Source organism: Paracoccus nototheniae (assembly GCF_004335005.1).
In the GTDB taxonomy this organism is placed as follows: Bacteria; Pseudomonadota; Alphaproteobacteria; order Rhodobacterales; family Rhodobacteraceae; genus Paracoccus; species Paracoccus nototheniae.
The window spans coordinates 72,097-88,862 of sequence record NZ_RQRT01000006.1 but is presented as its reverse complement, the minus strand read 5'-3'; the positions used below and the strand labels follow the sequence as shown (position 1 = coordinate 88,862).

16 protein-coding genes are annotated in these 16,766 nt (G+C 64.5%); 13 read left to right on the top strand and 3 right to left on the bottom strand.

From position 1 onward, the window contains the following. A partial coding sequence (locus EG885_RS05045) for a transposase (RefSeq protein WP_207392203.1) occupies positions 1 to 398 on the top strand: 398 nt, incomplete at its 5' end. Between the two features lie 182 nt (positions 399 to 580). Here the strand turns inward: EG885_RS05045 and EG885_RS05040 are convergent. Then, positions 581 to 1,324, bottom strand: a complete 744-nt coding sequence (locus EG885_RS05040; protein WP_242679505.1) for an SOS response-associated peptidase — start codon at positions 1,322 to 1,324, stop codon at positions 581 to 583. 93 nt (positions 1,325 to 1,417) lie between these two features. Here EG885_RS05040 and EG885_RS05035 point away from each other — a divergent pair, with 93 nt between their 5' ends. The 10 genes from EG885_RS05035 (at position 1,418) to EG885_RS04985 (ending at position 12,520) form a co-directional block, all read left to right on the top strand. Next, positions 1,418 to 2,176 carry an ImuA family protein gene (locus tag EG885_RS05035; protein ID WP_131573390.1) on the top strand — a complete coding sequence of 253 codons (759 nt, stop codon included), beginning with the start codon at positions 1,418 to 1,420 and terminating at the stop codon, positions 2,174 to 2,176. Next, positions 2,094 to 3,614, top strand: coding sequence for a Y-family DNA polymerase (locus EG885_RS05030; RefSeq protein ID WP_131573389.1), 1,521 nt, complete (start codon positions 2,094 to 2,096; stop codon positions 3,612 to 3,614). The genes EG885_RS05035 and EG885_RS05030 overlap by 83 nt, the downstream gene beginning before the upstream one ends. After that, on the top strand, positions 3,611 to 6,979 hold the full coding sequence (locus tag EG885_RS05025; RefSeq protein ID WP_131573388.1) for an error-prone DNA polymerase: 3,369 nt from the start codon (positions 3,611 to 3,613) through the stop codon (positions 6,977 to 6,979). Before EG885_RS05030 ends, EG885_RS05025 begins: the two co-directional genes overlap by 4 nt. Positions 6,980 to 7,190: 211 nt before the next feature. After that, positions 7,191 to 7,865 carry a hypothetical protein gene (locus EG885_RS05020; protein WP_131573387.1) on the top strand — a complete coding sequence of 225 codons (675 nt, stop codon included), beginning with the start codon at positions 7,191 to 7,193 and terminating at the stop codon, positions 7,863 to 7,865. Between the two features lie 287 nt (positions 7,866 to 8,152). Next, complete coding sequence (locus EG885_RS05015) at positions 8,153 to 8,338, top strand: helix-turn-helix transcriptional regulator (RefSeq protein WP_131573386.1); 186 nt, start codon at positions 8,153 to 8,155, stop codon at positions 8,336 to 8,338. Further along, positions 8,338 to 9,426, top strand: a complete 1,089-nt coding sequence (locus tag EG885_RS05010) for a helix-turn-helix domain-containing protein (protein WP_131573385.1) — start codon at positions 8,338 to 8,340, stop codon at positions 9,424 to 9,426. Before EG885_RS05015 ends, EG885_RS05010 begins: the two co-directional genes overlap by 1 nt. A 456-nt stretch (positions 9,427 to 9,882) precedes the next feature. Beyond that, the gene (locus EG885_RS05000) at positions 9,883 to 10,335 is read left to right on the top strand and encodes a DUF2924 domain-containing protein (protein ID WP_131573383.1); all 453 of its coding nucleotides are present in this window, start codon (positions 9,883 to 9,885) and stop codon (positions 10,333 to 10,335) included. Then, the gene (locus tag EG885_RS04995; protein WP_131573382.1) at positions 10,332 to 11,654 is read left to right on the top strand and encodes a recombinase family protein; all 1,323 of its coding nucleotides are present in this window, start codon (positions 10,332 to 10,334) and stop codon (positions 11,652 to 11,654) included. The genes EG885_RS05000 and EG885_RS04995 overlap by 4 nt, the downstream gene beginning before the upstream one ends. After that, positions 11,651 to 12,052 (top strand): hypothetical protein, encoded by a 402-nt coding sequence (locus tag EG885_RS04990; RefSeq protein WP_341352751.1) that lies wholly within the window; start codon positions 11,651 to 11,653, stop codon positions 12,050 to 12,052. The genes EG885_RS04995 and EG885_RS04990 overlap by 4 nt, the downstream gene beginning before the upstream one ends. 159 nt (positions 12,053 to 12,211) lie before the next feature. Beyond that, on the top strand, positions 12,212 to 12,520 hold the full coding sequence (locus tag EG885_RS04985; RefSeq protein ID WP_131573381.1) for a hypothetical protein: 309 nt from the start codon (positions 12,212 to 12,214) through the stop codon (positions 12,518 to 12,520). Between the two features lie 156 nt (positions 12,521 to 12,676). Here EG885_RS04985 and EG885_RS04980 read toward each other — a convergent pair whose 3' ends face one another. Beyond that, positions 12,677 to 13,456 (bottom strand): SDR family oxidoreductase, encoded by a 780-nt coding sequence (locus EG885_RS04980; protein ID WP_242679504.1) that lies wholly within the window; start codon positions 13,454 to 13,456, stop codon positions 12,677 to 12,679. Next, entirely contained in the window at positions 13,453 to 13,773 is a 321-nt protein-coding gene (locus tag EG885_RS04975; protein ID WP_131573380.1) for a nuclear transport factor 2 family protein, read from the bottom strand. Before EG885_RS04975 ends, EG885_RS04980 begins: the two co-directional genes overlap by 4 nt. A 99-nt stretch (positions 13,774 to 13,872) precedes the next feature. On the opposite strand from EG885_RS04975, the gene EG885_RS04970 reads away from it, so the two are divergent. Together EG885_RS04970 and EG885_RS04965 are read left to right on the top strand one after the other, a co-directional pair. Then, on the top strand, positions 13,873 to 14,781 hold the full coding sequence (locus EG885_RS04970) for a LysR family transcriptional regulator (protein ID WP_131573379.1): 909 nt from the start codon (positions 13,873 to 13,875) through the stop codon (positions 14,779 to 14,781). A 155-nt stretch (positions 14,782 to 14,936) separates the two neighbouring features. After that, a complete protein-coding gene (locus EG885_RS04965) occupies positions 14,937 to 16,409 on the top strand; it encodes a DUF6880 family protein (RefSeq protein ID WP_131573378.1) in 1,473 nt (490 codons plus the stop codon). The last annotated feature ends 357 nt before the right edge of the window (positions 16,410 to 16,766 follow it).

Sequence of the window (16,766 nt, the reverse complement as noted above, 5' to 3'; positions counted from 1 at the left end):
ATCGCTGCCCGGCGGGACAGGCGCTGACGCATCGCACCACGACCGAACAGCAGGGCCTCCAGATGCGGCGCTATTGGACGAACGCCTGCAAGGCCTGCGCCCTCAAAAGCCGTTGCACCACGGGGCAGGAGCGACGGGTTTCGCGTTGGGAGCACGAACATCTGGTCGAAGCCTCAAATGCCCGACGCCGTAGCCCCGCCGCTCCTATGAGTGTGCGTCGCTCAACGGTCGAGCACCCGTTCGGCACAATCAAGTCCTGGACAGGGCCCTGCCATTTCCTGACACGGCGGCTGAGTGGCGTGGGCACGGAAATGGCGCTGAACGTGCTCGCCTACAACATCAAGCGCATCATCACCTTGGTCGGGGTCAAGGGACTGATGGCGGCAATTCCAGGGTAGATCGGGCCAGCATGGGCTTCCACCGACGGTCAGCTGCGGTTCAAGGCGACTTTTCGAGCCCCCAGACAGGTCCACCACCAAGTTTACGGCCAATCCGAGCTGAAGTCACATCGGCTGTCAAAATCACGCCAGTCGCGGTTCTGATCGCTGAGTTTCCACACAGCCTCCGCCCTTCGCGTCGGTCACCCTAATTGACCCGGCATAGTTGCGTAGCCTCTCGCGAGGCGCACAAGCCCCGCATCCGCCAACGCCCTCTGCAACGCCTTGGCCTCCTTCCAGTCCGCATTGAGCCAGACCTCAATCTCCTCCGCCGTGGTCAGGATCACCGGCATGGCCTTCGGGTGGACACGCTTCACCACGGCATTCGGCTCGGTGGTCAGGAACCCGAACAACTTATGCTCGCCGGGCCGTGGGGTCCGGCCCGATCCGCGCGTCCCGTGCCATGTCGTGCAGATCCCAGCGAAGACGAACAGCGGCTGCATCTCATCCAGTGCGAACCAGCACAGCGGTTTGCGCTTGGTCACGGGATCAGGGGTCTGGCCATATTCCGAGAAGGCAGTCGCAGGGATCACGCAGCGGTTCTCGGGTCCCAGCCAGCGCCGCCAATGTGGGCTTTCGGTATTGCGGATGTTGGTGATGCCGGTGTCGGGCGCATCCGGGGTCTTCAGGAATTGTGGCGGAGTGGGCATGCCCCAGATCATCCGCGACAGTTCCCGACCGTCCTTCGTCTGCCGGACGACCGGTGCCGGACGATCGGGGTAGACGTCGAGGTCGGCCTCCAGATTACCAGCGACGTCATGGGTGATCCGCACGAAGTCGCGGATCGCCTGCTGATTGGTGGTCAGGTTGTAAAGATTGCAGATGGCGCGGCCTCCCTCATGTCCTGACCATAGACTATGGCACACCCCCTGCCCCGGCCAGATCATGATTTCCGCCCGGCGGTTGACTCACGGCCCCGTCAGGAACAAAACAGGAACTATGATTCCCCGTCCCCAACTGGCAAAACCCCCTGCCCCATCATGACCGACATCGTTCCCCGCCCCACCGTTGCGGCGCTCCGCGCCCGCATTGCCCATCTGGAGGGCGCAGAGACGCATGCGCGCGAGGTGCTGCCCTTCGGCGTTGACATGCTTGACCGCCGGATGCCGCAGGGTGGCCTGGCGCTGGGTTGCCTGCATGAGGTCGCGGGCGGCGGCGCCGGAGCGGTAGACGGCGCGGCGGCGGCCTGCTTTGCCGCCGGTATTGCGGCCCGGCTGCCGGGGCCAGTGCTGTGGTGCGTGACCCAGGCCGATCTCTTTGCCCCTGGGCTGGAACAGGCGGGCCTCTCGCCCGACCGGGTGATCTATGTCGAGGCCGGCGACGATACCGCCGTGCTGGCCTGCATGGAGGAAGGGCTGCGCCATGGTGGTTTGGGCGCTGTGATCGCTGACGTAGCGCGGCTGTCGATGACCGCCTCGCGGCGCCTGCATCTGGCAGCCAAGGCCTCGGGCACCACCGGCATCGCTCTGCGGCGGTGGCGGCGGCAGGCGGATGCCAGCGATTTCGGCCAGCCCACGGCGGCGATGACGCGGTGGCGGGTCTCGGTGCTGCCCTCGGCCTCCCTGCCGGTTCCAGGCGTCGGACGGCCCCGCTGGCTGATCGAGCTGATCCGGGCGCGGGCGGGAGAGTCCTTCGATCTCGAGCTGGAGGGTTGCGATGGCACGGGTCATCTCGGTCTGCCTGCCGATGTGGCCGATCGACCGGCGGCAGCGGCAGGCAGACAGCACGCCCTCGGCTGATGCACCGCTGATCCTGGCGGGCCGGGTCGGCAACCGCCGGGTGGTCACCGCCGCCTGCGAGGTGGCCATGGGTCTCGGTCTGCCCATCGGCATGCCGGTCAGCAAGGCGCAGGCGCTGGTTCCTGATCTGCGCATCGAGCCCGCCGACCCCCGCGCCGACCTTGAGGCGCTGGAGCGGCTGGGTCTGTGGCTCTTGCAGCGCATTGCGCCCATCGTGGCCGTCGATCCGCCGGACGGGGTGGTGATCGATGTCACCGGCGCGGATCATCTGCACGGCGGCGAGGAGGCCCTGCTGGAGATGCTGCTGGGTCGCCTGACCCTGTCGGGGATCACCGCGCGCCTCGCCATTGCCGATACCTGGGGTGCCGCTCATGCACTCGCCCGCTTCCATGGCGAGAGCGCAGCCTGCATCGCCCTGCCCGGTTCCACCGAGGCGGTCCTGTCGCCCCTGCCCCTCGCAGCTCTGAGACTGCCACCTGCCATCGTGGCGGGGCTGCAGGATCTGGGCTTCGCCACCATCGGCGATCTGCTGGACACACCCCGCGCGCCGCTGACCATGCGCTTCGGCCCGGAGCTGTGCCGCAGGCTGGATCAAGCCCTGGGCGAGATGGCCGAGCCGATCTATCCCCTGCGCCCCGCCGGCCTGATCGAGGCGCGCCGTAGTTTCGCCGAACCCATTGGCGCCGCAGAGACTATCGCCCGCTATATCGGCAAGCTGGTCGTCGACCTCTGCAGGGCGCTGGAAACCCGGGGTGAGGGGGCGCGTCGGCTGGACCTGCTCTGCTGGCGGGTCGACAATCGGATCGAGACGGTCCGCGTGGGGCTGGCTGTGGCCCAACGCGACCCCAAGCGCCTGACCCGGCTCCTCTGCGACAAGATCCCCGGCATCGATCCGGGCTTCGGTATCGAGATCATGACCTTGACGGCCACCCTGGCCGAGCCGCTGGTCCCCCGGCAGGCCAGCAGCCTGCTGGAGCGGGCACCGCCCGACATCTCGGATCTTGTCGACATGCTGGCCAACCGGGTCGGCCATCGTTCGGTCTATCGCCTCAGCCCGGTGGCCAGCGATGTGCCGGAACGCTCGGTGGCGCGCATCGCCGCGCTGTCGCCGGATCAGGGCTTAGGTTGGCCGGGGCACTGGCCCCGCCCCTCGCGCCTGCTGCCCCGGCCCGAGCCGATCGACACCATGGCGCTGCTGCCCGACCATCCGCCGAACTGGATCTCCTGGCGCGGCATCCGGCACCGGGTCCGCCGCGCCGACGGGCCGGAGCGGATCTTCGGGGAATGGTGGAAGCGCGATACCGAGGCCCGGGCGGTGCGGGACTATTTCCGCATCGAGGACGAGGCCGGGCAGCGCTTCTGGATCTTCCGGGCCGGCGACGGCGAGGATGCCACCACCGGCTCGCATCGCTGGTTCATCCACGGGGTGTTCGGATGAGCTATACCGAGCTGCAGGTCACCTCGCAATTCTCGTTCCTGCGCGGGGCGTCCTCGGCCGAGGAGCTGTTCGCCACAGCCGCCCTGCTGGGCATCCGCACCATGGCGGTGACCGACAGGAACAGCCTCGCCGGCATCGTGCGGGCGCATGAGGCCGCCAAGGAGACCGGCGTGCGGCTGATCGTCGGCTGTCGGCTGGACCTGCGCTGCGGGATGTCGGTGCTGGTCTATCCCACCGACCGCCCGGCCTGGTCGCGGCTCTGCCGGCTCCTGTCCATCGGCAAGGCCCGGGCGGGCAAGGGCAGCTGCCATCTGGACTGGCCCGATCTGCAGGCCCATGCCGAGGGCCTTCTTGCCATCCTGATCCCCGACACGGCGGATGATACCTGCGCCCTGCGCCTGCGCCGGTTGCGGGACACGTTCGGCGACCGGGCGTATCTGGCCCTGACGCTGCGCCGTCGCCCCAACGACCAGCTGCGCCTGCACCAGCTGTCGACCCTCGCCGCCGGGCTGGGCGTGGCCACGGTGATCACCAACGACGTGCTGTTCCATGTCCCCGACCGCCGCATCCTGCAGGACGTGGTCACCGCCATCCGCCACACCACCACCGTCGATGCCCTCGGGTTTCGCCGCGAGCGCCATGCCGACCGCTACCTCAAAGCCCCCGCCGAGATGGCGCGCCTCTTCCCCCGCCATCCCGAGGCTTTGGCCCAGACCCAACAGATCGCCGACCGCTGCCGCTTCTCGCTGGACGAGCTGCGCTATCAATACCCCGAGGAACGCGACGACCCGGCGCTGACGCCCCAGCAGACGCTGGAGGCGCTGACCTGGGCGGGGGCGGTTGACCGCTATCCCGAGGGCCTGCCCGACAGCGTCCGGGCCGCGCTGCACCACGAGCTGCGGCTGATCGCCCGGCTGGATTACGCCCCCTACTTCCTGACGGTGAACAGCATCGTCCGCTTCGCCCGCTCGCGCGGCATCCTCTGTCAGGGCCGCGGCTCGGCGGCGAACTCGGCGGTCTGCTACGTGCTGGGCATCACCTCCATCGATCCGGGCCGCAACGACCTCCTGTTCGAACGCTTCATCAGCGAGGAACGCCGCGAGCCGCCCGACATCGACGTGGACTTCGAGCACGAGCGCCGCGAGGAGGTCATCCAGTGGGTCTACCGAACGTATGGCCGCAGCCATGCCGCGCTGACCGCCGTGGTCATCCGCTATCGCTCCAAGGGCGCCCTGCGCGACGTCGGCAAGGCCCTTGGCCTGCCCGAGGATCTGATCCGCGCCATCTCTGGTCAGATCTGGTCCTGGGGCGAGGAGGGCATCACCGACGATCAGCTCCGTGAGCTGGGCCTGAACCCCGCCGACCGCCGGTTGCGGCTGCTGCTGGATCTGGCCTCGCAGCTGCGCGGCGCGCCCCGGCATCTGTCCCAGCATCCGGGCGGGTTCGTCCTGACCCATGACCGCCTCGATGATCTGGTCCCCATCGAACCCGCCGCCATGGCCGACCGGCAGATCATCGAATGGGACAAGGACGATATCGACGCGCTGAAGTTCATGAAGGTCGATGTGCTGGCGCTTGGCATGCTGACCTGCATGCGCCGGGGGCTGGACCTGATCGCGGCGCACAAGGGCATCCGCTACGATCTGGCCACCATCCCGGCCGAGGATCCGCGCACCTATGCGATGATCCGCAAGGCCGACACGCTCGGCACCTTCCAGATCGAAAGCCGAGCGCAGATGTCGATGCTGCCACGCCTGAAGCCGCGCACCTATTACGATCTGGTGGTGCAGGTGGCCATCGTCCGCCCCGGCCCGATCCAGGGCGACATGGTCCACCCCTATCTGCGCCGCCGGGCCGGGCAGGAGTCGGTCCATTACCCCACCCCGGAACTGGAGAAGGTGTTGGGCAAGACCCTCGGCGTGCCGCTCTTCCAGGAGCAGGCCATGCGGGTGGCCATCGAATGCGCGGGCTTCACGCCCGGAGAGGCCGACATGCTGCGCAAATCCATGGCCACCTTCAAGATGACCGGCGGGGTCTCGAAGTTCCGCGACAAGCTGGTCGAGGGCATGGTCGACCGCGGCTACGATCGCGCGTTCGCCGAGCGCACCTTCCGCCAGCTGGAGGGCTTCGGCAGCTACGGCTTTCCCGAAAGCCACGCCGCCAGCTTCGCGCTGATCGCCTATGCCTCGGCCTGGCTCAAGTGCTGGCATCCCGACGCCTTCTGCGCCGCCCTGCTGAACAGCCAGCCGATGGGGTTCTACGCCCCGGCGCAGATCGTCCGCGACGCGCGCGATCATGGCGTCGAGGTCCGCCCGGTTTGCATCGCCACCTCAGACTGGGACTGCACGCTGGAGCCGGTGGGCGACCCCGGCGATGACCGCTTCGCCGTCCGCCTCGGGTTGCGCATGGTTAAGGGGCTGGCCGAGGCCCACGCAGGGGTCATTCTCGCCGCCCGTGCCACCCGGCCCTTCGCCAACGTCGCCGATCTCTGCCGCCGCGCAGGGGCGCCGATGGCTGCCCTGACTCGCATCGCCGAGGCCGACGGGTTCCTGCCCGCCTTCGGCCTTGCCAGGCGGGAAGCGATCTGGGCCATCAAGGGCCTGCGCAACGACGACCTGCCACTGTTCGCCGCGGTGGAGCAGGATGCACCCGCCCCCATGGGACATGATGACACGTCTTCAGCCCATGACGATGTCGCCCACGAGGATCGCGGCCTGCGTCCCGCCTCATCGCCCACGCCCCATGTCGAGCCCACCGTCACGCTGCGCCCAATGGCCGCCGGGCGCGAGGTGGTCGAGGACTACGGCCACACCGGTCTGACCCTGCGCCGCCACCCGGTCTCCTTCCTGCGCGCCAGTCTCACCACCCGGCGCATCCGCACCTGCGCCGAGGCCATGGCCGCCCCGAACCGCCGCTGGACCGAGATCGCCGGACTGGTCCTCGTCCGCCAGCGTCCCGGTTCGGCCAAGGGCACCATGTTCATCACCCTGGAGGATGAGACCGGCATCGCCAATCTCGTCGTCTGGCCGAAGGTCTTCGAGACCCACCGCCGTGTCATCTTGTCGGCTGGGATGATCGCCGCCGCTGGCCGCGTCCAGCGCGACGGCGACGTCGTGCATCTGGTTGTTTATCGCCTCACCGACTTGTCGGCAGAACTCGCCAGCATCGGTCAGCGGGGCGACGCTTTCCCCCTGCCCCATGGTCGCGGAGACGAGTTTCATCGCGGCGCACCTCCTGCGGATACGCGGGTCCGGGACGCCGATGGCGCTCAAAACGTGATGCCGAAAACGCCACGTCCCCGCGAAATCTACATCCCGGACCTGCGCATCGATGCAATCAAGATGAAGACCCGGGACTTTCGGTGAAGCGTCGACAGACCCGTCCCGTTCTAGAATTGTGGGACCGAGGAAGGAAAGACCTCACTCAGTTCAGTATCTCAGGACAGTCGAGGTCAGATCTTTTGCGATGCCTCGATAAAGAGCGGCGATATCGAGTTAAACTGGACTTTTGCTCTCCCCATTGATCGGTATTGGATGTTATCGAACGCCCAATATAACAATATTGGATGCAACGGCGATGAACGCAACCTGGGAAGAAGCTGTGAAGTACGCGCGTGAGCGTCTAGATGAGGCCCTTGCCGACATCTCGGAAATCGAGAGCATCATGACCAGACACGATATGGACGTCCTTAGGATACTCGCTCGTCTAGGTCAGCTTTGCGCGTCAGATAAGTCTTGGGTCGCCGAAGCTCAAAGGATCGGCGATCTTGTTGCCGAAGGTTTCGCCCATGCGTTCAGAAGAGGGCTGTCGCCTTCCGACAATCCGAGAGACGGAGCCGGTCCTTACATCGGTTATCTCCTGGAAATACTTTCAGCCTCCGCGCGGGACCCAGCCGCCTTTGATGCCATGCGGTTCCATGCAGCCAATTTACTATCTTCCAACATCCCACACTGTTATGAACTAAAAATATTTACAACGGGCGTTTTAAGAGATGAAATCGTTCGTCCCTCCGGCGGCAGGCGCAAACTTCATAAAGCCCGAGATGCAATTTTTCACGCGATCATCAGCGATCTGGCTGACCATTTTGCTGTAAGGCCTACTAAAAACCGTGCGTCGTCTGGGCATATAAGCGCTTGCGACATTCTGGCTGAAGCAATGCCAAGCAAGGCCAATCTACCAAAAAGTTACAGCGCTCTCGAACGCATCTGGTTTCACGGTGAGAAAGCTTGGGAGCGCGAGTTTGCCGACTAAGAATCGGACATGCTTTGACAGGTTATTGCATATGCCATTCGTGCATCGCTCAGCGGCGAAACTCGCAGCAAACGCTGTTCTCAATCTTTCGGGGCACTTTCAAATACAGATCCATGACGGACGCCAGCGGTGATGAGGCAGGACATCGAGCAATCAGAAGCGGTAGGTGCGAACCTCAGTGGAAACCCTGTACATCAAATACACGGGCCCAGATATTGATGTACGACTGCCGTTGATCACTCCGGCACCTTCCACCGTGTTCCAACACGATGCGAAAGGAGTTGAAGATGGCCGAAGAAATCTGGCGGTTGCCTCGCGTAGCGGCGACGATCGGCATGGGCCGCTCATGGATATACCTGGCAGTACAGGAAGGCCGGTTTCCGATGCCGATCCGGATTGGAAGCAGGGCGATTGGCTGGAAAAGCAGCGATGTACTGGCATGGCTGGATAGTCGCCAGCGGAGGGCGCTGTGATGAAGCATCACCTGCAGCCGAAAGCCCTTACCGCAGAAAATATAGAAATAGGTAACGAGACGACGAATTTTGCTACTTGCACCGAACAGTCTTCAGAAGGGCAAAAACTGACCATGCTGGTGCCTGCTAATCGGCAGGCGCGGCGCACGGTACCGGGGAACACTTTAGCAACCGATTGGGCCCATGCTGTGCCGATCCTGCGCTCGACGCAACGGATGCTTTTGCTGGTACTCGCGCGTCATTCGGACCGATATGGCGTCAGCTGGTGTAGCCAAAAAACGCTCGCTGCCGAGTCCGGCTGCTGCGACCGTACAGTCCGCCATCTTCTCAAAGAGTTTGAAGTCCGCGGTCTTGTTCGCCGTGTCGGGCGCCTGAGCTCACAAGGCGCGCAGATCACGGACGTGGTCATAATCGTAGGCTGGCCTGACAGAACACTTATTCCCCACACAGGTCATCCGAACCCTCGGATCACATTGAAGGAGACACGCGAGACGCGGTTTCAGTCAGCAGTGAACCGCGCTCGGGCGCGGACGCAGTTTCCGGGGGGGCCGGAAGTGGCGCCCTACCAGAACAAAGACAATCTAAATACTACTACTACGGCTCAGTTGGATGAAACCCTGGCATCCTGCTTCGACGCGCTTGGGCCTTGGGCTACTGCGGAGAACAGACAGTACCTTTCAGACGATCTTCAAACCCTGCAGAGCTGGAGAGACAAGGGCATCGATTTGCAACTGCACATTCTCCCGGTGCTTGCCGAGAAAGCAAAGATCCATGGAAAAATCCCGCTATTGCGGACCTGGCGGTACTTCGAAGTTTTGATCGGCAGGGCTGTGAACACCAGGCAACCGAACGCCAAGAGCGAGCCTATCGAGGCAAAACGCATACCGGTTAAGGCAGCAGATCGGGAGAACGCGTGTCAGAAGGCCGATGCGCAGCTGCCGATAAACACGCCGGCCCAAGTGCAAAGTTCGGCCCCACAACCGGAGATCCCCTATCCCGCCAGAGGGAAGGAACAGTCCGAGCTCGCGAAGGCGCTCGCTGCGCTTGCGGCAAACCGCAAGCTGCGCGTCCGAGAAGGGGAGGTGTAGCCCGTGCAAATAATGGCTGAAGTCAAGGAAGCGGTGAGCAGCCGACCTCCGATATGCCCCGCCTCCTTGGGTCCTTCCAGCGCGGTTCCGTATGCGGTGGGCTTAGTCCCGCAAAATCTCCAGTTCGACGCAAAAAATCGGGGTTTCCACCTGGGGTTTCCACTTGGGGTTTCCAGGTTTCCACCCCTTGGTGGGCTGCGCTTGCCCCGTCGTTTCGTCGCGCATGTCGGGGGAGCATCCTGACATGACCCGAGGCTCCAACCCCCTGCCGCCGGGCAGGATGACGGCGGCCGAGCGTCGGCAGGAACTGTGCGCCTTGTTGGCGCTGGGCGTGATCCGGGTCCGACTGCGCTCCAGCGACTTTCAGGAGACAGTTCGTCATCACGATGATCTGGCAACTACACATCCGGGCAAAACAGAGCGGAAGTAACCACCATGAACCTGGAGAGGGCAGAAATGACCAACATCGATCCCATCCCCGCACGACTGGCCTTTCTCAAGGCCGCCTCCACCATCGAACTTAAACAGCAGTGGCGCGACCTGTTCGAGACCGCGCCGCCGCCGTTCAACCGTCGCTATCTCGAGAGCCGTCTGGCCTATCGCATTCAGGAACTGGCCTACGGCGGACTGAAGCCAGAGACCCTTCGGCGGCTCGAACAGCTGGGCGAGGATCTGGATGGCGGGAACCGCAAGAAAAGCAGGATCCGGACCGACCTGATGCCCATTGCCGGCACGCGCCTGATCCGCGAGTGGCAGGGCACCGAACAGGTCGTCACCGTGACGCAGGACGGTTTCGAATGGCAGGGCCGACCCTACAGGTCCATCTCCGCCCTCGCCCGCGCCATCACCGGCACGCGCTGGAACGGCTGGGTGTTCTTCGGGCTCAAGAACCATCGGAGCCGGGCATGAACAAACCTGTCATCCGCAAGCTGCGCTGCGCAATCTACACGCGCAAATCTTCCGAGGAGGGTCTGGAGCAGGAGTTCAACTCCCTCCACGCCCAGCGCGAGGCCTGCGAGGCCTATATCGCCTCCCAGCGCTCCGAGGGCTGGGTTCTGGTGCGCGATCAGTACGACGATGGCGGCATCTCCGGCGGCACGCTGGAGCGCCCTGCCCTGCAGCGCCTCATGGCCGACGTTGAGGACGGGTTGGTCGATGTGGTGGTGGTCTACAAGATCGACCGGTTGTCGCGGGCCCTGATGGACTTTTCCCGGCTGGTCGAGGTCTTCGACCGCAACGGGGTGACCTTCGTGTCCGTGACCCAGTCCTTCAACACCACCACCTCTATGGGTCGGCTGACCCTGAACATTCTGCTGAGCTTCGCGCAGTTCGAGCGCGAGGTGACCGCCGAACGGATCCGCGACAAGTTCCGGTCCAGCCGCATGAAGGGGATGTGGATGGGAGGCAACCCGCCGCTGGGTTACGAGGTCAAGGACCGCAAGCTGATCGTCAACGAGGAGGATGCCGCCCATGTGCGCTGGATGTTTGCGCGCTTCCTCGAGATCGGCTCGGCCACCGAATTGGCGCGGGAGGTCGACGTCCGCGGCATCCGCACCAGACGGGGCAACCGGATCGACAAAAAGTCGATCTATCGGATCCTGAACAACCGCGCCTATCTGGGCGAGGCGGTTCACAAGGGGACCAGCTATCCGGGCGAGCATGCCGCCATCATCGATATGGCGACCTGGGACAAGGTGCGCGCCACCCTCACCGACAGCCCGCGCATCCGTGCCGCCCGCACCCGGGCGCAGACCCCTGCCCTGCTGAAGGGGCTGATCTACGGGCCGGACGGCGCCGCCTTCTCGCCCAGCCACACCCGCAAGGGCGGCAGGCTCTACCGCTACTATGTCAGCCAGACGGTGCTGAAGCAGGGCGCAGGGTCCTGCCCCGTCGGCCGCGTGCCTGCCGGTGACATCGAGGCTGCCGTCATCGACCAGCTGCGCGCGGTGTTCCGCCAGCCGGAGATCATCGCCGGCACCTGGAAGGCAGCCCGGGATCAGGATCCTGCACAGCACGCAGGCGTCAGCGAGGCCGATGTGCGCATGGCGCTGGGACAGCTTGATCCGCTTTGGGACGAACTGTTCCCGGCCGAGCAGGCGCGTATCGCCGCGCTGCTGGTCGAGCGCGTCGACATCGCCCCCGAGGGGCTGAAACTCCGCCTTCGGATCGACGGACTCAGCGGTCTTGCGCAGGAAATGCTGGCGACCGACATGGAGTGTGCCGCATGACCTGTACCGTGCCCGCCCCAGCCTCGGAGACGATGACCTTGCAGCTGCCGTTCCGCCTGGTGAAGCGTGGCGGGCGCAAGGAGATCCTGCTGCCAGCGGAGGCACCGCAGGGCCGCCGGAGCGACAGCACCCTCGTCAAGGCGCTGGGCCGTGCCTTTCGCTGGAAGCGCCTGCTGGAGACGGGCGAGTTCGCGACCATCGGAGAGTTGGCCGCGCACGAGCGCATCGCCCATTCCTACATGACCCGGGTGCTGCGGCTGACGCTCCTTGCCCCGGACATCGTCGAGGCCATCCTGAACGGCCAGCAGGGCCCAGAGATGACGCTTCCCCGGGCGCTGGAGCCGTTTCCGGCAGACTGGGCTGCTCAGCGGTCGCACTGGCGTGCAGGGCTGCCATAGCGGCAGGCCCAGCGTTTTCCCCATACCGTCTGCCGGGAAATGACTTCCCACGCAGATGTCCCACGATCTTCGAGGACCGTCGGCACCGCCATTCAGGCGGGTGATGCCCTTCGGCCTTGTGGATGCTCGCCTCTAACCAAACCAAACTGGAGAAATTTGATGACCAGAATACCAAACTTTCCATGGATGAACCCCGATAATACAGGAAAAATGATCCGAAAATATGACCTGCACCTTTTCGGCTGCTTGCATGTTCTGGCAGACATCGCCACGCCCGACGGTGAGATTGCCTACGGCGACGCCGTAGATCGCTTTGCCAACACTCCCGAAGTTGATCAGCAGAAGGCGATCCAGTTCATTTCTCGTCTGCTGGATGCCGGCTGGGTAATTCAGAAAGGTGAGACGCTGTCCATTGTAGGCTATGGAAGCAAAACGCCGCCCGATTACACCCGCTCACGGACAGATTAAAAACGGGAGTTGCTCTACCGGAGCGATCTGCTGACGACCAGGCCGCGCTCACAGGCGGCGCGGCCTGGCATGTCAATGGGCTTCCACCATAGTAATGCCAGTGCAGGGTCTGTCCTCGGGTGGATCCGGTTGATGACCGGCACGTCGGGCCAAGCATTACGCCGTCGGCACCGTCCCCCCATCAATCACATATTCAGTCCCGGTGATGGACGCGGCGCGGTGGGACGCCAGAAAAGCGATCAGGTTGGCAATTTCGGCCGGCTTCGACGGGCGGCCGATGGGAATACCGCCGAGGCTGTCCATGATGATCCGGCGTCCTCCATCCAGATCGGTGCCCGCATCGGCCGCCACGCGTTCGGCCAACCGGACCGAGGCCTCGGTCTCGATCCAGCCCGGGGCCACGCGGACCACGCGCACGCCCTTGGGCGAGACCTCCTTGGACAGGCTCTTGCTGTAGACCGACAGCGCGGCCTTGGTGCTCGCATAGGCGGTGGTCGCCTCGGGCAGCGGCAGGCGGGCCTGGATCGAGGTGACGTGGATCACCACGCCCGATCCCTGCGCGATCATGCCGGGCACCAGCGCGCGGTCCAAGCGAAGGGCGGGCATAAGGTTCAGGGCCAGCTCGGCCTGCCATTCCGCATCGCCCAAGGCCGCAAAGCCGCCACCGGGGGCGGAAGAGCCGCCCAGCATGTGGACGATGATGTCGGTGCCGCCCATCCGGTCCTGCACGGCCTTGGCGACGGTGTCGCATCCCTCGGGCGTCGTCAGGTCGGCGGCAACGAACAGCGCCTCCGGCAGATCGACGGGCTTGCGGGCCGTGGTCAGCACCTGCGCGCCAAGCTGGCGGAACAGCGCCACCGTGGCCGCGCCCGCGCCCTGCGTGCCGCCGGCGATCAGGGCGCGCTTGCCCTGCAGCGTCAGGAACTCCGGCATCATCCGATCTCCAGATCGGTGATGCGGTCGTGGGCCAACCCGAAGGTGAAGGTCAGCACCGCCGGGCTGCCGGGGAAATCGCCGGTCACGGTCGCCCGGACGATGGTCTTTCCACGAGCATGCTCCAGGCCGATCGGCTTTGCATGGTGGCGATACTTGGCCTTGGCGGCCAGCCACCAGTCGCGGATCGCTTGCGGGCCGCGATGGTCGTGGCCCTCGTCATGGACGATGGCATCGGGGGCGAAGACGGCGGCAAGGGCGTCGCCATCCTGTGGTGCGCGGGCGGTGAAAAAGGTCTGGATGGGATGGGGCAATTGCATGGGATCGGTCCTTTCGCGTCTGATGGCATCACCATAGCGCTGGACCGCCATGCGGATAATCAGGATAAACCGGCATCAGGTGATGACAGGATCGGGACAATGGACAACGGGCTGATGAGGCTGGAGGCGGTGCTGGCCATCGCGCGGCGCGGATCGTTCCGGGCGGCGGCGTTAGACATGGGCATGTCCACCACCGCCCTGTCGCACAGCATCGCGCGACTGGAGGCATCCCTCGGCGTGCGCCTGTTCAACCGCACCACGCGCAGCGTCTCGCTGAGCGATGCCGGGCGCGCCTTTGTTGACCGCATCGCCCCCGCCGTGGCCGAGATCCGCGGGGCGATGGAGGTGGTGCAGTCGCAGCGCCAGACGCCATCGGGTCTGCTGCGCATCAACGCCTCGGTCCAGGCGGGACGAGAGATCGCGCCGCTGGTCCTGTCCTTCCTGCGCCGATACCCCGACATGGCAGTCGATCTGGTCACCGAGGGGCGTCTGGTCGATATCGTGGCCGAGGGGTTTGATCTGGGCCTCCGCCCCGCCGATCTGGTGCCCCGCGATATGATCGCGCTGCCCTTGGGCAAACCGCAGCGCTATGCGGTCGTCGCCTCTCCGAACTGGGTCGCGGCCCATGGCGCGCCCCAGACCCCTGCGGACCTGCCGCTGAGGGATTGCCTCCGCGTGCGCCTGCCGAACGGCGCGCTGTTCCGCTGGATGTTCGAGCGGGCCGGAGAGGTGGTGCAGATCGAGGCGCAGGGCCGCCTGACCCTGGACGAAGCCGCCATCGCCCGCATGGCCGTCCTCGACGGCGCCGGCATCGGGTTCTTCATCGAGCAGGACGTGGCGGGTGACATTGCCGCCGGGCGCCTGACCCGCCTGCTGGACGACTGGACGCCGCCCCGCCCGGGCTTCAGCCTGTATTACCCCGGCAGGCGCAACCCGTCGGCGGGATTTGCGGCGTTCTTGAGGATGGTCAGAGATGCCGCCGCACAGGGTGCGACAATCGAAAAATAAGTTAAAGAAAGGCCCATCTCGGCCACTCAGGAGCGCAGCGACGCCGCAAAGCGGCTTTCGCAGACCGGCCATTTATCCATAGCGCCGCCAAAACTTGCCCCCACGGTCTGACAATGGCACTTATTGAGGCAACAGTTCAAACCTGAGACCTGGCGATGGCCCGCAAACCCACCCTGTCCGCTGACACGTTGAAAGACCTCGGAGCCGACAAACTTGCGCAGCTGGTTCTCGAAGAGGCTGAGCGCAATGCCGGGTTTCGGCGGCAGGTCAAAGCAGCGCTGGCCGGCAAATCCGGCCCCGAAGCCATCGCCAAGCTGATCGACCGGCGTTTGTCAGGGCTGGCGCGGGCAAAGAGTTTCATCGAATGGGACAAGGCCCACGCCTTTGCTGACGATCTCCGCAGCCTGACCGATACGATCACTTCAGAGCTTGGTCCTGCGGCCCCGGCGCTGGCCATCGACCGGTTGCTGCGGTTCATCGCCACACATGAGCAGGTGTTCGAGCGCGTCGACGAATCCTCGGGCCGCGTTCAGGATGTGTATTATCAGGCGATTGCCGCTATCGGAGGTCTGGTGCAGAGCCTGACCGCTCCTGATGCGGATCTGCTCCCCGACAAGATCATGGCCGCCCTTGGTGAAAGCACGCATGGCTATCTGGCAGATGTGACCGATGCCGTGGCCCCGCATCTGCCGAAACATAGCCTGGACCGCTGGGATGGTGATCTGACATCCGCTATAGCCGAGAGGCAGGCCGAGGAAGCGGCGCGCAGACCGGATGGTTGGTTCTATTCCATGACATCTCAATGGGCGAGGATGCGCCAGATCCTTGCCTTGGCGCGGGGTGATATCGACCTGCTCACTGCGCTGGAGGCAAAGAAAAAGCCGCATATGCAGGATACGCTGGGGATCGCTGCACAGCTTCTGGAAGCCGGGCGCAATGCAGAGGCGCTGGAATGGGTGCGCAAACCGGGCCAACGCTCGCTTGGCGAGCCCGACGGAGAGCTGTCGCCGGCGCGCGTAAGACTGGAGGCGCGCATACTGGACGCCATGGGCGATAGATCTGCCGCGCAAACCCTGCGCTGGCGTTGCTTCGAGGCGAGACTATCGGCAGATATTCTGCGGGATTACCTCAAGCAACTGCCCAATTTCGAAGATATCGAGGCCGAAGACCACGCCCATGCGCTCGCGCTGGAAAAGGCGGAACCTGAGGGGTCGCTGCAGTTCTTCCTTGACTGGCCCCGCCTCGATCTGGCGGCAAAGCTGATCGTCATGCATCCGGACCGTTGGGATGGGGGGGCTTGGCACAACCTGCCGAAAGTCGCGTCGCTTCTGGAACACGATTATCCCTTGGCTGCGACGATCCTCTACCGGGCGCTTCTCGACGACATTCTGGATCGCGCGCGGTCCAAAGCCTACGGACATGGCGCGAAATATCTTGGGAAACTGAAACTGCTGGCCCGGGAAGCGGATCCTATTCACCCTGACACAATGATAGACCACGCCGCCTATCTTGCCAAACTGAAGAAAGCGCATCCGCGCAAATCAGGCTTCTGGACGCGCGTCGGCGATGATGAGCCAGAGACACGACAGACCAGCGAGTTCCGTGGACCCGTGTGGGTCAGGAAATGACGGCCCTTTGCTGCCTGTCGACGGCATCTCTGCGGACGTCCGATTTGCACCCTCATCCCTGCCGTTCGCGGTCGCGAACGAGCAGGCCGGAAGCAGCCGTTCGCCGCGACATTCACTAAAGTCTGCCAGGGGGCCAAGGCCTGCTTTGGCCGATTGATTACCTTCAACAACCACCAGCGGCCCAACGCCGCCCATGGCGGTCAGCCGCCCGCCGAAGTCTGCTGCACCCACACCGGGACCGATCAGTAGGGGCAGAGAGTAGCTTGAATTACCAAGAAACCTGTCTAAAAACCGGGGAAAAGCGCACTTCGATCAATCCCGTAATTTCATTATCAAGTCGTAATGAATGGAGTAGCC